This window comes from Microcystis wesenbergii NRERC-220 (genome assembly GCF_032027425.1).
Taxonomy (GTDB): Bacteria; Cyanobacteriota; Cyanobacteriia; order Cyanobacteriales; family Microcystaceae; genus Microcystis; species Microcystis wesenbergii_A.
Genome location: NZ_JAVSJA010000001.1, coordinates 2,463,980 through 2,479,621, shown reverse-complemented (window position 1 = coordinate 2,479,621; position 15,642 = coordinate 2,463,980). Strand labels below are relative to the sequence as shown.

Sequence of the window (15,642 nt, the reverse complement as noted above, 5' to 3'; positions counted from 1 at the left end):
CCTTATTCCTCCAAAAAATTAAGGTCTTTGAGTATCGATGAAGCCAGTTCGCCAGCAACTTTTTTAAGTTGTTCTTGATCGTAATTATTAATATCATCCATGGTATTTAAGATTTCTAAAGATGGTAAAGGTTCAGACAATTCCGAGAAAGACATGGTTTTCAAGCGTTGAACCAGAGGGAGATGAGGACGTAAATAATCCGCAACTATCCTATCTTGAGGATTCATTAATATCTTACGCGCTTTAGCTATGCTATCCATAGAATAGCTACGGCGTTTCATAGCTAGACCGAAAGCTTTAGTGATTTCGGCAGTGGAAGCGGCCGGAGAAATTTCTAGAATATCGTAAGGATTACTATCTAAATTATCGTACATTAATCTAACTCCCATTAAATAATATGAAATAGTTTATATACTTCTCGAAACTCTGGATCGTTGGGGCATAATTCGTAAGCCGATCTAACAAGTTCTATTAGTAATTCTGGGGGTAATTTTTGATAATTTTCTCTTAAAAGATTGAGACAGAATTGGGCGGTAAGGTGACGGAGTTTTTGTGATCTCGATCGTTTCGCCTTTTTGATCGCCTCGGAAAATTGATTGCGATCCATCAATCGCCCTACTTCCCTTACGTCTTTTCTAAAAATAATCTCCTCGATCAATTCGTTTAGTATCGCATTATTGTAATCTATCTGTTTTAATTTCTCCAGTTCGCTTAAAGCTTTGGAATCGTCTATCTTTTGCTCATCCAATCTCCTGACTATTTCCAAGGCTTTATCTCGGACGTAATACATTTTCGAGTTAGTAGTTTGTACTAACTCGTACCAATTTCTATTCATCCTTAATAGATTCTCGAAACCCTCAATCTCCTCCTGTAATTCTAGGTAAAGTCGATCGATCTCCTCAATCCATTCTGGGTGATTTTTAAGGGCTGGTTTTGCCTCTTTTAAAGGATTCTCGGCTTTTTGCCACTGTTTCTGTTGTAGATAATGACAACCTTGGTGGAATGATACAAAAGTATTAGCTATCTGTTCGAGAGTAGATTGGCAGGTTAGGGGTTTTAACGCGACTCCGCGAACCCGATCCCCCTGCAAACAGGCAGCCACCGATTCCCCCCAACGGGTATAGAGAGTCGCCCAGAATTGATCGGGCAGTTTAACAGTATTTCTATCAGGGTGAGTCCGATACAACCCAGGTAGGATGGTTAACCCTTCGATATGGATTCCCTCTACAGGATTATCGCGTAATAACCCTAGGGCGACAGTATCGCGACGGTAAAGATCGCGAAGTTGCAGGTAGTAATTTAGGTCTTCTTTGGTTCGATCGATCAGATCCTCAAGTATTCGGGTTAATTGTGCTTCTAAGTCCCTTATATCACCGTCATCGATAACTTTCCAAACCATATTCCTGATACTGGTGTTGAGATTTAAATTCGCCGTAGCGGATAACCAGACGGGTATTAATTTCTCTAGGGTAGCGGGATTTTCTACCGATCGATAATAAAGGGCGATTGCCAAATTGTGCAATGATTCCAGATTGCGTTTTCTTTCCCATTCCCTCTCGGCGTTGATAAGGATTTTTTCTCGATCCTGAGACATCCAGAGTTGATGGGCTATCCGGGAGACGATATGATTGCTTAAGTTCTGGCTAACTTGAGGGTCATCGCCGAATTTCTCTAAAAACACCTCGCTTTTCGAGCGGGCTAATTCTAGGTTTTCTTCTTGAATTAGTTCTTGTATTTCCTGCTGTAGAGTTAATTTTTCCCTTTGGCTATATCGGGTGAGCAGCTCTATCTGTTCTTTAATTTCCGGTCGATCGATCTTTTTCCATTCCCGACGCGCTTTCCTCCATTCCTTTAATCTCGCATAACCGTAACCCCGTAAGTAGATCGATTCCCTATCTTCGATTCCCTCTAATTGTTCTATTCCCTCCCGATAGTTCCCCGCTTTAATATTCGTCATGCCTAATCGCCGGTTTATATCGATTAATTCGGGTGTCATGAGTAGGGCTTTTCGATAGTTATCTATCGCCTTGTTTAGATCGCCGTTTTTTTCGGCAGCCACTCCCTGTTCAAAATAATTGAAGCCGATCGTTATCTGTTCTACCTTAGTTAATAGGTTTTTAACGTCCAGTCGCTGGAAATCTGCTAGGGCTTGATTTATTAATTCTCTCGATTGTTTTAGTTCTCCCTGTCGGGCTAATTCCTGGGCTTTTTTAAGTCTTACTTGACAGATATTTTCTGGCTCTACCTGTAATTGACATTTCTGGATTTCTAAACCGATTCGGTGATGGGAATAAAGAGCCTGTGCGCTTTCCAGTACATCTAAAGCCTTCTTAAAATATCCCCGATTTCCCAACTCCTTACCCTGTTTAAAAAAATCCAGAAATTTTTTTCTTTTTTCTAATTCTTGTTCAAGATTTTTCTCTAAACATCTTAACTGAGGATCATTAATTAATTTGTTAGCCTCTTGGTAGAATTTTAAAGCCTCCGATAACTTTCCTTTCTCGAAAGGGTTTCCCGTATCCTCAGCCTGTAATTTTCTCGCTTTATACTCTAGTTCTCTACCCTTTTTTCTTTCTTCTATTCGTCCATAAAAAACCAAGAAAATCAAAACAAATGTAGTGATAGAAAAATAAGTGATAAAATTCTCATCTAAAGCCAGCCAATTTTTGAGGAAAAAGAGGATATATATAATGACAATTCCGCCACCAAAGCCAGTTAATATTTCTAATTTTCTTGACCAATAGTTATTGTCCTTATTAGGAGGAAACCCTAAAAAAACAGCCTTTAAACTAATGGCGAGAAAAAAAGCTAAAACAAATCCAATAGCATAGCCCAAGAAAACTAACATAATATTCGTACTGGGTAAAATTAACAGGATTAATCAGAGTTGGGGATCAATAACTTTTCACCGACCTCGAGAGAATCGAGCCGATCAAGCAAAAAAGGATTAGCCTCAAGTATGGGAGATAATAGAGACTCATCTCCGTAAAAACGTTGAGCGATACGAGATAGGGAATCACCCGATCGAACCCGATAGTTAAACCCATCCACGCAGACAGTTTTAGTCAGCTGCTTCGATGGCGCAATCAGTTCCCCAACAGGAGGGATAACGGGACTAGATTCGCTGACAGGGATTAGGGAACGGGGAAATAGATTAGAAGCGATAGCACCCAGAAAAATCCCCGAAATTAACAGTAAAAGAGCCAATCCCAGTAATAAACCGCGGCGGTTATTTGGAGTCCGATTATCGACAACGGGGGATAGTTCCATTAAAAGACGTAGAGAGGATAAATCCGTCTCGCAATTGGGGCAAACATTCCCCTCCACGTCCGATCGTTGACAAACGGGACAATTAATTTTACTCATAATTAGGGTTTGCGGCAAAAAGTTTTTCGTGGGGGCAGGGTGTGGCCCCCCCAACCCCCCACCCCCCCTGCCCCCCCGACATCGGGGGGGTTGGGGGGGTTGGGTGTGGGGTGTAGGGTTTTACCGATTTTGAGGTAGTCAGTTACCTAATTTTCAGGCAAAAAGTACCGGAATTTTACCCCCGATCAGTCCAAGGGTCGGCACTTTTTGAGGTCAAAAAAGTCTAAAAGCCTTATCCAACAAGTTTTTTAGATTTATTCAGCCAGCCCTAATTAAAATCGGGTTAATCCAGTAGCCACATTGCCTGTCGGTAATTCGAGATCGCAATTCTGGCGAACTTCCGGTAATAATCGCTGTAATTCTCGTTCCGCCGTTTCTTGATCCCCCGCTGCCAAAGCGGTGATAACCGCACCGAATTTTCTCGCCATACTATCCGCGCTGGCTTGATTTACCACTCCAGTACGGGTGATGACCGTACGACACAATAGCAGCAGCAGCAGCAATTCGGGGAAATTTTTCCTCTCCTGTAGTGCTGTTTCATTTAATCGCTGTATAGCCGAGAGATTACCGTTATTGATAGCTTTATTTAAATCTTCGATCAGTTGTTCGATGCGCGCCTGTTGTTCTTCTGGAACCAGAATTTGACAGTATTTTAAAACGAACTCGAACTCGGAGATCAGGATTTGACCCTGACTACTATCCTCGCAGGAGTAAGTTTTTAACTCGCGTAATTTTTCCCTGGCCACCTTGACCCGATCTTGCCGCGATTTTCCATCCTCTCCGCGGATTTGATTGGCCGCCCGAACTATTTCCCCAGCTATTTGATAGACGTATTTGGCCCCTACCTTGGTTAATAACTCCTTACGGTTCATCTCCTCGATACTTTCTTCTACCTGTCGCGAGATATCCTCGTCCTCACCGCCGCGGGAAAAATCGGAACTCACTTTGAGCGAGGGGTCATTTTTTAAACTTGCTACCATCGATAGAGAATTATTCTGTTCGTCTAGGGAAACGGCTAGTAATATTTCTGTACCCTTTGGATAGGGTCGATCGAGGGCTAACCACATTTCGCCAATTTTCTCGTCGCACCTCTCCCCGGTACTTTCTGCCCGCACCCGATCCGGACTAGAAAATTTTAAATGGATCAGACTCTGATCATCCACTTCGGTTTTAAAACTTTGGATGGTTTTAACGGGTAATATATCCCCCTGTCTAATGATCGGATATTGGCTGCCGTCGGCCAAGTGGATACAGTAATCACGGGATACGGTCATTACCTTCTCTGTTAAACCAGCAGCCACGATCGCTGCTCCCTCCGCTACTGCATACATCGGCCGTCGGTGAACTACCACTCTCTCGGAACCGAAAACTTTTTTAACTTCCTCTTGGACGAAAGGAATCTGGGAGGAACCCCCCACTAATAACACCACATCAATCAGCTCTTCGGGATAGTCGGAATACCGGATCGCTTCTCGACAGATGGCGATCGTTTTCTCCACTAGGGGCCGGATCATCTCTTCAAATTCACTCCTCTTCATCGTCACGGCAATGGTGATCGCCATACCCATCTCATCGATCAGCGGGGTCGCGGGGATGATGGCAGCACTTTCAGCACTACTTAAATCTATCTTTGCCCTCTCTACGGCACTCTTGAAATCCCCTAAAAATCTTACCCTTTGATAATGGGGCATCGCGGCGATCAGAGCGTCCACATCCTCTAGAGCTTCTTCTTGTGCCACTTTTTCCTTGACAAATCGCATTAATTGTGCATCTATGTCATCTCCTCCTAACCACAGATCCCCAGCTTTCCCCGATTCTATAAATTGATTTCCTGCGGCGGTGATCAAACAAGAATCGAAAGTACCACCACCGAAATCGTACACCAGTATAGTTTTTACCTCCTCCGAATCCGGTTTATAACCGTAGGAAATTGCCGCCGCGGTCGGTTCCGAGAGCAACTCGCGGGCGATGATACCAGACCGTTTTGCCGCCATCTCCGTGGCATGACGCTGTTTATCGTTAAAATAGGCGGGAATAGTGATCACAGCTTCCTGTATCCGGCTTTTCTGACCGTTAGCCCCTTGATAATTCTGGGCATTAGCTACTACTTTTTTTAAAATCTCAGCCGATATGTCTTCCGGTTCGTATTCCTTGCCCCCTAACCATACCGATAGACTATCCTCTGTACCCCGGCTCGAGCGAGTGACTTTATAGCTTAAACGGGGTATTTGTTCCTGAACGATAGTATCGCTAAAACTCCTACCCATCAAACGCTTGATCGACATGATCACGTTTTCTGGGGTCGCCTTGATCTGTCTGTAGGCTTCCTCTCCAACGATCAGCCCCTCTCCGGCTAGGGAGACGAGCGATCGGGTTAATTTTCTCTCCGGAGGCGAGTTATCTGCAGCGGTCACTACCTCTACCCCCGCAAATTTGAATGCCGCCACGGAATTTGTTGTACCCAAATCTATCCCGACAATATTACCCATCGGATGCCTTCATCTTCTTTAAGATTGCTCTTAATTATACCCATGATTACTCTATTTATTAAAGGAAATACTATTTATAGTTAATAGATTTTATTCTATACATATTAACCAATGTACATATAGTTTATTTTTTGCAAACTTCCTTGGTTTTTTGCCGCATTGATCAACAAGATCAAGCCGTTTCCTCACTCCCTCCCGCCTGAATCATTGCCCCTTGCCTCTTGCCCGACTCCTGATCGGCTTTTCTTTGTCACAGAATTGACATCTGGCTGTTATAGTCCTGACAAATGAGAGTTATATGCTGAAGTTAATCCAGCAAAGGAATAAATCATTTCCCTTAGCCCAGCTTTCCTCAAGCTGCCCACACAGGGTCTAGGGGAAGTTTATTTTTCTACAAATTTTACCCGTTCTTTGCTCACAACATGGTCAAAATCAATCCCCCTCCCCGCGCCTTTACCTCCCATGAGGAAAACCGCTACCCGGCCGGAAAAGGAAAAAAGGTTTTTGGGGCAAAAATATAGTTTCTTGCCCTTCTATCTCCCTAAAAAAGCAGTCTTAGCTCTGATGGCGAGCATAGTCATCCTGAAAACGGACTATATCATCCTCTCCTAAATATTCCCCATTCTGCACTTCAATTAACACCAATTTGATCACCCCGGGGTTTTCCAGACGGTGAGCGGTACACTGAGGCACATAAGTGGACTGATTGGCTCCGAGAATTTCCTCGTTATCTCCACAGGTGACTTTTGCAGTCCCCGAAACGACAATCCAGTGTTCACTGCGATGGTAGTGCATCTGTAAACTGAGACGATGACCCGGATTCACTTCAATTCGCTTGATTTTATAACCGAGACCTTCTTCTAGAGTGGTGAAGGAACCCCAGGGCCTAAATTCTGTTTCCGCCGATTCTACGCTCGAAATAAGCTGAAATGGTGCCACATCTTGAGATGCGATCATTATATTATGTCTCCATTGCTAGGTCTGCTCTTAGTCCAAGATAGCAGCAAAAACCCTAGATGGCATCTAAATCAGTGATCAGTAAACAGTGAACTGAAAACTCACATCTGATAACTGAGTAACTGATCACTGATTTAGTCTTCGTCGGTGTTGAGAATGCGGGGAACACGGAAATAATCCCCTTCTGGGACCGGCGATTCTTGCACTAAGACCTCGTGATCGGGATAAGGTCTATTACTATCGGCGCGAGTAATATTTTGAATTTCGATCGCTCGCGTGGTGGGTGGCACATTTTCCGTGTCTAATTCGCTTAACTGCTCGAAATAATCCAGTATCCCGCTTAATTGCAGCGCAAATTGTTCTTCTTCGCTGCTATTAATCTCTAAACGGGCTAAATGGGCGATTTTTTCAACTGTAGCTCGATCGATCATGGGAGAAATGGGGTAATGATGAATTATGAATTATGAATTGGGGAGTGGGGGAGTAGGGGAGTGGGGAGAATAAAGCTGCCTTTTGCCTTTTGCCTTTTGCCTTTTGCCTTTTGCCTTTTGCCTTTTGCCTCCTGTCTCCTGTCTCCTGTCTCCTGACGACCGACTCCTCAATTTAGAAGAAAACATCAATTTCCGATCGCCCGGTGATTTTCAGCCAGTTTTGGGCTTCAATGTAGTTATTGGGGGCTAATCGGATGGCTTGTTTCCAGTATTCTGCCGCTTTGTCGTAGAGTGCTTCTGCTTCGGCCTGTTGACCGTCCTCTCTGGCTTTTTCCCCTTGAAAATGGTAAATAACGGCGATATTATTCAAAGCGGAGGGCATTCTGGGATTAAGTTGGATAGCTTCTTCGTAGTATTCCAGAGCCTTTTCATGCTCGCCGTTACTAGCGTGGATAATGCCGATATTGTAGAGGATATAACTGCGATCGTTAGGATCCTCTTCTAATGTTAAAGCTTCATAGTAATTATCGAGGGCCTCGGCGTATTCGCCGTCAGCTTGAGCAGACATCCCATCGCGGTAATAAACAAAGGCTTCCTTGGCTTTTTTATTGGCGGGGAGTATCTTTAAAATGATATCCGCCATGACCGTAAAAGATTTATCAATAAAATTATCGTTACGTTGAGTGCGTGGCATAGTTAGGACTGGTAAGCGATCGAAATGACTATTTACTTTTATAGCACTCGCGAGAAACCCTATGGTTGTTTTTCTAATTTTTCTGGCCACGGTTTCGATTTAGATGGTTTTTGGCAGCCCACCAGCGAACATTATTTTCAAGCACAGAAATTCCTTCAACATCCCTATTCAGAAGCGATTCGACTGGCAGCCACTCCCCAGCAATCGGCAACTAGGGAGCGCACTAATTTTTATCCCTTGCGTCCCGATTGGGAAAATGTCAAAGAGGAAATCATGTATCGAGGTGTATTAAGAAAGTTGACAATTACTGGCGATTTTCGCCAAATTCTGCTAAGCACAGGCGACAGTTTATTAGTAGAAAATTCGCCGATCGATTATTATTGGGGCTGTGGTGCTGATGGTAGCGGCAAAAACCGTTTAGGCCATATTCTTATGGAAGTGAGGCAGGTTTTCCGGCTGATTGGCTAGGATAGAAACTGGCTATCATTGACAGGAATTAAGAGCATGAGACAGAAGCTGACGAGTTTTCTAGGATTAATCACCCTGGCATCTGTGCTGACAGGGCAACAAGCGATCGCCTCTACTGTAACTCTAGAAGGAACTAATTGGAAATTGAGCCAGTGGACGGGAACAGAATTAGTAGAAGGTACGGAAATCAGCGTTGCTTTCACTGGGGGTAATTTAGCTGGTTTTTCGGGGTGCAATCGCTATGTCACCCGTTACCAGAAGGAAGGAGATAATATGGCGGTGCAGTCGGAAATTGCCTCAACCATGAAAGCTTGTCCGGAAGCTTGGATGAAACAGGAAGCGAGTTTTTTAGCAGCTTTAAAAGGTGTGCAGCAATATGGGATTACTAAAGAGGGAAAATTGCAGTTAGTTTATCGTCTGCCGGAAGGATTTGGTATCCTAACTTTTATGTCTGAAAACCTGAAAAAATAAGAAAGTCAGAAGCCAGAAATTGGGTGGGGAAGAAATTCTGTCTTCTGCCTTCATAGCGGGCAATCTGCCTACTGATGAGATTCTAGCTTCGTGGTTTTGCTATTGTCGCCATCCGAGAATAAATCATCGCTAAATAGATCATCAAGGGGCAGTTCTTCGTCAGAAGGCAGAGATTCTAGATTTCCCATTTCTTGATCATCCCACATACTAAAAAAATCTGGTTCTTCTTGGTTGCTCAGAACAGAAGAACCGTTTTTGCTCTTAGCTTCAACTTTAGGGGTTTCTTCAGCAAAAGTATCGAATAATTCGGAGCTATTGCTGTCAGCAACATCGGCAAATAAGTCATCTAGAGAATTTTGGGCATCAGCGAATTTTTCTGCATTACCCGATAATTCTTCTAGACTACTGATCGTTCTCGTTTCTTCCTCTAATTGTAGAGCATTGAGAAATTCCATCTCAGCAGCGGATATCTCCAAGTTAGAGATCGCTTGTTCTTCGATGACGGGAGAATCTTCGACTATGGTCATTTCTGGAGAAACTAGGGTTTCTTCCCTGGCGTTTAAACCGTCAAATGTCTCCATTGCTGGGGCGAATTCTGGTTCTAGTTCCAGATGTCCTTCTAGGGTTTCAAAACCGCCAAACACCTCCATCTCAGGAGTAAATTCTGGCTCTAATACTACGGTTTCTTCAGTGACAAAACCATCAAAAGGACTCATTTCAGGAGCGAATTCTGGTTCAGAAACGGGCGTTTCTACCAGCATCTCAGGAGTAAATTCTGGCTCTAATACTACGGTTTCTTCAGTGACAAAACCATCAAAAGGACTCATTTCACTTTCAGAAACGGGCGTTTCTACCAGCGTTTCAGGAGCAAATTCTGGCTCTAATACTACGGTTTCTTCAGTGACAAAACCATCAAAAGGACTCATTTCACTTTCAGAAACGGGCGTTTCTACCATTGTTTCAAAACTGCCGAAAGCTGCTGTTTCAGGGGCAAATTCCGGTTCAGAGATGAAATCCTCAGCAGTTGTGGCGATTTCGGCACTGGGGTGATCGGGGAAATCATCCCAAGGTTCGACGATTTCAGTGGTTCGATCATCCACTACTGCTTGACGGGCATTTTCTAGTTCTAACAGTTGGCGTTGATAACCCTGTTCTCGTTGTTGAATTTGCGACTGATAGCCATTTTCTAATTCTAGAATCTGCGTCTGTTGACTTTGACCCAGGGCCTCCATTTCCCCTTGCTTCCCGTCCATCATCTCTTGAATTTGACTTTGATAGCTTTGGCGCAATTCCTCGATTTTAGCTTCGTATTCCTGTTGAAGTTGCTGAATTTGGGTTTTATAGGCAACTTCCACGGCTTGATCGGGAGTTGCGCTGGCTGCCTCTTGTAAACGCCCTTGGCTATCTTCTAACTCTTTTTGCAATTTAGCCACTTCTTCTCTATGGGTGGCTTCGATATTGCGAATCCGTTCTTCGGAGAGATCGAGTAGCTTTAACTGTCCTTTGGTGTCTTTTAACTCCGCTTCGGTTTGACCTAAAGCCGCCTGAATTTTCTCATATTTTTCTAGTGCTTCCCTGATTTTTCCCTGTTGGAAGGCATATAAAGCCCCACCCCCGATCGCACCTCCACCGACAAAACCGATTAAAATATCGACGATATTCATTATGGGATTCCTCCAATAAAAAAATTTACTTCTAAGTATGCCAAATTTCACCAGATAATTAGGACTTGCTGAAAAAGTTTGTTGGTGGGGTTAGGAGTCTCCGAGTCTCCGAGTCAGTAGTTTCAGGCTTTGTTGCCCTCTTTTTCCTACCAGTTTATGTACTACAAGAAGGAGAATGCAAGATTTTTGAAGATCCCAATCCTATTTTCGCAGCACTAACATCGGATTTTAACAGGTCAAAAGCCTTATTTTAAAAGGGTTTTACCATTATTCAGCACACCCTAATTAACAAGGGGCAAACGTGGTCAGTATTTTCGGCAATCGAGCCTGGCAACTCCTACTCTCTATTCTGATTGTTTTTGATTGTGGCAGCAATTATCAAAAAAAAAAAAGAAAATATTCAGTTTTTGATCAGGAAATGTTGACCTCGATAGCATTTATCTTAATGGTGGGGTACAAATTCTCTGGTTTTAGAGAACGCCGGAATATTGAACATTAGCTGGTCGTCCCAAGACTATGGCCAATCCCATTATACCTCATCTTTCTGAGAAACTCGGTCAGCGGTGTCGGTAAGACATTTCACTGAAGCTGCATTTCCCGATAAGCTTGATAAACGCCGCGCACGTTGTACCAATTGAGAAAAATGCGGGCAATTTCTAGGGCTAATTGCGGTTTACCTTGATCGATCAACCATTGCAACAGAGGAGAGAGGCTGCGTTCATTCAGGGTTCCGCCCAAGGAAAGTAAACCCCACAACAGTCGATGAATCCAAGTCATTTGAATCATCATCCGCACTTCCCAGCTGGGATGTTTTTGATAAAAAAGCACTCCCATTCGTCCCCGTTGAATTTCCTTATCGATGAGATTGGGAATTTGAGCGAGATTAAAGGGGGGATGCCAATGATAACCGACGGCTTCAGGACATTTAATTAATTTTAGTCCCAATTGCTTCAATCTCACCCCTAATTCCAAGTCTTCCCAACCGTAGAGTTGAAACTGGGTATCAAATAATCCCGCTGCTAATAACCATTTTTTAGCGATCGCCACGTTGCCAGTGGCAAAATAGGCGGCGGAGAAATCGGTGATTTTATAAGGTTCACTGCTGGGATGCTCGAAGTTACAGGTATTAATGACGCTGCCGTAGGTAAATAAGCGCTCGCTGCCGAGACTTGCTGCCCCGGCGGTTAAAGCGTCGGCGTGAGCTTGCAAAAAATTTTCTGTCACTACCAGATCGCTATCAATAAAAATAATCGTATCACCACGAGCTTTTTCTACCCCCAGATTTCTAGCGATCGCTGGTCCACCGTGATCCTGTTGCCACAATTGCAGGTGGGGTAAATTAGCCTTTTGAGTTTCTAGCCAAGCGATCGTCCCATCGGTAGAGCCATCATCGACAAGGACTATTTCGTAGTTTTCCACCTTATTATCGGTTAAACGCTGATTTTCTAGAGCAAGTAAACATTTTTTTAAAATTGCTTCGCGATTGTAGGTAGGGATGACAACACTGATCAGCACAGGCATTCGGGGATCAAGATTACCGTTTTAGCTTAACAAATGATTAGACCTCTGGCAAAAATCAAAAATCTTCATTATTCAGGAGGCAAAAGGCAAAAGGCAAAAGGCAAAAGGCAAAAGGCAAAAGGCAAAAGGCAAAAGGCAAAAGGCAAAAGGCAAAAGGCAGCTTTGTTCTCCCCACACCCCACACTGTAAGGAACCCTGGGAGGAGGATTAGGGTCAACTGGGAACATTGATTTGAAAAAATCGGTGATCATGTTATCCTCTGAATGTGTTGTGTGAGGAAAGGAATCGGCCATGGTAGCTTCTCTGTCGTATCAAAATGGGCAAAAAACTCGATCGCATCCCCTGTTATCCTTAGGGGGTTTGATCGAATTACCGTCATCACCCCTGTTTGGCACGGACGGAATTCGCGGCCAAGTGGGAGAATTATTAACTGCCCCCCTAGCGCTACAAATCGGATTTTGGGCGGGACAGGTATTAAAAAATCAAGCTGGTGTCACCAAACCAGTAATTATCGGTCAAGATTCGCGTAATTCCAGTGATATGTTAGCCAATGCTATCACTGCGGGCTTAACTTGGGCGGGAATAGAAGTCTGGCAACTGGGATTATGTCCCACTCCCTGCGTCGCCTATTTAACCAGAGAAAGCGAAGCGATGGGTGGGATCATGATTTCTGCCAGTCATAATCCTCCTGAAGATAACGGCATTAAATTTTTTGACAGCAGCGGTTTAAAATTGTCTGGCAGTTTAGCGGCACAGATAGAAGCGGGTTTAAGAGGCAATTTAGAATTAGCAGATAAACCGGAAAATTGGGGAAAAGCGACTTTTTGTCCCGAATTAATCCAAAAATATTATCAAGCTGTGATTAATTCCGTCGGGACGGATATTAACCTATCGGGATTAAAAATAGTTTTAGATCTAGCTTGGGGGGCAGCCGTTAACCTAGCACCTTTAGTATTCCAAACCTTGGGGGCGGAAGTTATCTGCCTACACGATCGAGCCGACGGCGATCGCATTAACGTTAATTGTGGTTCTACCCATTTAGAAAGCTTACAGGCGGCGGTGATTAATCAGCAAGCGGATTTAGGGTTTGCCTTCGATGGCGATGCCGATCGAGTCCTGGCCGTGGATAGTCAAGGTAGAGTAGTAGATGGCGATTATATCCTCTATTTTTGGGGTCGTTCCCTCTTAGAAGCTGGACAGCTACCCGATGGGTTATTAGTAGCAACGGTGATGGCTAATTTAGGTTTTGAACGCGCTTGGCAAAAACTGGGGGGTCAATTCTTGCGGACTGCCGTGGGCGATCAGCACGTTCAGGCGCAAATGTGGGAAACTGGAGCCATGCTAGGGGGTGAACAATCCGGTCATATCCTCTGCCATCATTACGGGGTTTCTGGGGATGGAATGCAAACCGCCCTACATTTAGCGGTTTTAGTGCAGAAATCGGGGGTTTCTCTGACTAATTTAGTCGATCATAGCTTTGTCACCTATCCGCAGATTTTACGCAACGTGCGGGTGGAAGATAGAGAAGTGCGGCGCAATTGGCAGCAATGTGAACCTTTGCGGCGAGAAATCCGCAAAGCTGAGACAGCTATGGCAGAAAAAGGTAGAATTTTGGTGCGCGCTTCCGGGACCGAACCCTTAATTCGGGTGATGGTGGAAGCAGAAACCCTAGAATTAGCCAATTTTTGGACAGAAAGGCTAGTGGAAGCGGTGCGAAGCTATCTTTTGTAGTCGATCGAGGGGAACAGGGATTATAATGCCCTTAGCCTAGCCTAGCAAGGGATAATTATGACCGGACTAAGTATCGATCGCCAGAAAAAAAGGAATAAACAAGGCCAAACAAAAGCTGATAGTCCCCCGCTTAACATCAAAGAGAGACTTGACCTCAAAAAAGAAGAAAGGCAAAAGAAACAAAAGTTAGCGGGGTTGATTGTTTTTACTATTTGTGTAGCAATTTTGCTCGGATTACCCCTCAGCTTATTATTTGATGCCAAGATAGGAGCTGCAGTAAGTTTAGTCTTGATTTTAGTAGTTTTCTCCTTTAGCTATCCTCGCACGGCTATTTGGGCATTTATTATCTATGTCCCCTTCATTGGCACTGTTATCTATTCGTTGGGAGGTAATCAAATCCTCCAGCTAAGTAAAGATATCTTTTATCTACCCGCTTTAATCGCCTTAGTTTTAGAATGTCGAAAAAAGCAATTACCGATTATTGTCCCGAAACAATTAGGTACAACTCTATTATTAATCTTTGTTTTCTGTGTGGTCTGTCTATTAGCGGTCAATTTACAAAGACAATTTTTGCCTACTTGCGATTCCGTGGCTGGGATGGGTATGTTTAGGGATGGCCGTTTGCGCGGAGTTCCCTGTCGGGAAAGTGAGACTTTTCTGCAAGGACTATTAGGATTTAAAGTTTTGCTAGGTTATGTCCCCTTAATCTTCTGCACTTATTACTTAATCAAAGACAAACCCACCCTATTATTTTTTGGTCGTCTTTTAGTGACTTTAGTGATTATTTGTTGTGTCCTAGGACTAATGCAATACTGGATGCTGAAAACCGGTCGTTGTGTAGGAACTAGAGGCTACGTGGCTGATGCACTATTCAAAGCCCACTTAGAGGCAAGGTGTTTGATCGGTGGGGCATTAGTGTATAGTCCGGAAGTGAATATGATCCGTTTACCCGGTACCTTTGTTTCTCCCTGGCACTGGGCTTGGTTTTTGGTCTCTAGTGCCGTAATTTGTTATGCCAGTGCCTTTAGTGAAACTTCCCAAAAATGGCGACTAGCAGCCCTAATGGGTTTAACCCTAGTTTTTATTAATTCAGTAATCTCTGGGCAAAGATTAGCTTTCTTTGCCGTACCGATGATTATTGGTCTGATCACGATTCTTACGGGACAAATCGCTAACTTAAAACGATTTTTGCCGATCATTTTTGCCGCCACTTTACTTCTAGCTATCGGTTTTTCTTTTCTTAACCCCGATTTTGTCCAACAACGCTACGATAGCGCCGTTAGCCGTTGGCAAAACAGTCCCCCCACCGCTTTTATTCAAGAACAGTTGAATTTTGCCATCCGTAATCAGGGCGGTATTTTAGGTCGTGGACTTGGTGCGGCCACATCTTCTGCTAGGTTTTTCGGTGATATTTCCTTTGTGGAAACCTTTCACAGTAAAGTTTTATTCGAGTTGGGATACATTGGTTTTGCCTTGTACATGATATTTATGACCCATCTAGTTTATCTGGCCTTCCGCACCTATCGTTCCCTCAAAGACCCGACTCTGCGAGGTTTTGCCGGTAGTTATTGGGTTTTCCTGCTCTTTGTTGCCTATCTTCCCTATTGGTATGCCCTCGATACGGATCCTGTGGGCGTTTATTACTGGATATTTGCGGGCGTAATTTTTAGATTACCCATTATCGAAAAACAGGAAAAAGAAGCCAAAATTCTGGCGGGAGAAACCGCCACAAAATCCTCCAAAAAGGGCTTAAAATTTAAACGCAAAGGTGTTTCTTTAGCTTGAAATATGGGTGTTGGGTGTTAGTGGTTGGGTTTTGGGGTTTTAGGGTTTTAGGGTTTTAGTGGAAA

Annotated in this window: 13 protein-coding genes; 4 read left to right on the top strand and 9 right to left on the bottom strand. The window is 43.8% G+C overall.

Annotated elements, in window-relative coordinates:
• Positions 1 to 2: 2 nt before the first annotated feature.
• From RAM70_RS12205 to RAM70_RS12175, 7 genes are all read right to left on the bottom strand, one after another.
• Positions 3 to 389 carry a J domain-containing protein gene (locus tag RAM70_RS12205; protein WP_238567709.1) on the bottom strand — a complete coding sequence of 129 codons (387 nt, stop codon included), beginning with the start codon at positions 387 to 389 and terminating at the stop codon, positions 3 to 5.
• Entirely contained in the window at positions 389 to 2,848 is a 2,460-nt protein-coding gene (locus tag RAM70_RS12200; protein WP_287999648.1) for a tetratricopeptide repeat protein, read from the bottom strand. Before RAM70_RS12200 ends, RAM70_RS12205 begins: the two co-directional genes overlap by 1 nt.
• A 29-nt stretch (positions 2,849 to 2,877) precedes the next feature.
• Entirely contained in the window at positions 2,878 to 3,366 is a 489-nt protein-coding gene (locus RAM70_RS12195) for a LysM peptidoglycan-binding domain-containing protein (RefSeq protein ID WP_287999647.1), read from the bottom strand.
• 272 nt (positions 3,367 to 3,638) lie between these two features.
• Positions 3,639 to 5,855: an Hsp70 family protein gene (locus tag RAM70_RS12190; protein ID WP_312673924.1), complete on the bottom strand. Its 2,217-nt coding sequence runs from the start codon at positions 5,853 to 5,855 to the stop codon at positions 3,639 to 3,641.
• A gap of 555 nt (positions 5,856 to 6,410) precedes the next feature.
• A complete protein-coding gene (locus RAM70_RS12185; RefSeq protein WP_045356005.1) occupies positions 6,411 to 6,812 on the bottom strand; it encodes a phosphomannose isomerase type II C-terminal cupin domain in 402 nt (133 codons plus the stop codon).
• 134 nt (positions 6,813 to 6,946) lie between these two features.
• A complete protein-coding gene (gatC, locus tag RAM70_RS12180; RefSeq protein WP_045356003.1) occupies positions 6,947 to 7,243 on the bottom strand; it encodes an Asp-tRNA(Asn)/Glu-tRNA(Gln) amidotransferase subunit GatC in 297 nt (98 codons plus the stop codon).
• A 172-nt stretch (positions 7,244 to 7,415) separates the two neighbouring features.
• The gene (locus RAM70_RS12175; RefSeq protein WP_002770118.1) at positions 7,416 to 7,937 is read right to left on the bottom strand and encodes a photosystem I assembly protein Ycf3; all 522 of its coding nucleotides are present in this window, start codon (positions 7,935 to 7,937) and stop codon (positions 7,416 to 7,418) included.
• 24 nt (positions 7,938 to 7,961) lie between these two features.
• Between RAM70_RS12175 and ybiA the strand changes: the two genes are divergently transcribed.
• Positions 7,962 to 8,405, top strand: coding sequence for a riboflavin biosynthesis intermediates N-glycosidase (gene ybiA, locus RAM70_RS12170; protein WP_312673919.1), 444 nt, complete (start codon positions 7,962 to 7,964; stop codon positions 8,403 to 8,405).
• A gap of 36 nt (positions 8,406 to 8,441) precedes the next feature.
• Positions 8,442 to 8,876, top strand: coding sequence for an META domain-containing protein (locus tag RAM70_RS12165; protein ID WP_052426655.1), 435 nt, complete (start codon positions 8,442 to 8,444; stop codon positions 8,874 to 8,876).
• A 68-nt stretch (positions 8,877 to 8,944) separates the two neighbouring features.
• On the opposite strand, the gene RAM70_RS12160 is transcribed toward RAM70_RS12165, so the two are convergent.
• Complete coding sequence (locus RAM70_RS12160) at positions 8,945 to 10,540, bottom strand: GumC domain-containing protein (protein WP_312673916.1); 1,596 nt, start codon at positions 10,538 to 10,540, stop codon at positions 8,945 to 8,947.
• 579 nt (positions 10,541 to 11,119) lie between these two features.
• Positions 11,120 to 12,061, bottom strand: a complete 942-nt coding sequence (locus RAM70_RS12155; protein ID WP_045355998.1) for a glycosyltransferase family 2 protein — start codon at positions 12,059 to 12,061, stop codon at positions 11,120 to 11,122.
• 291 nt (positions 12,062 to 12,352) lie between these two features.
• Between RAM70_RS12155 and glmM the strand changes: the two genes are divergently transcribed.
• Together glmM and hpsL are read left to right on the top strand one after the other, a co-directional pair.
• On the top strand, positions 12,353 to 13,792 hold the full coding sequence (gene glmM / locus RAM70_RS12150) for a phosphoglucosamine mutase (protein WP_376750881.1): 1,440 nt from the start codon (positions 12,353 to 12,355) through the stop codon (positions 13,790 to 13,792).
• A gap of 57 nt (positions 13,793 to 13,849) precedes the next feature.
• On the top strand, positions 13,850 to 15,577 hold the full coding sequence (gene hpsL / locus RAM70_RS12145) for a hormogonium polysaccharide biosynthesis protein HpsL (protein WP_312673914.1): 1,728 nt from the start codon (positions 13,850 to 13,852) through the stop codon (positions 15,575 to 15,577).
• The last annotated feature ends 65 nt before the right edge of the window (positions 15,578 to 15,642 follow it).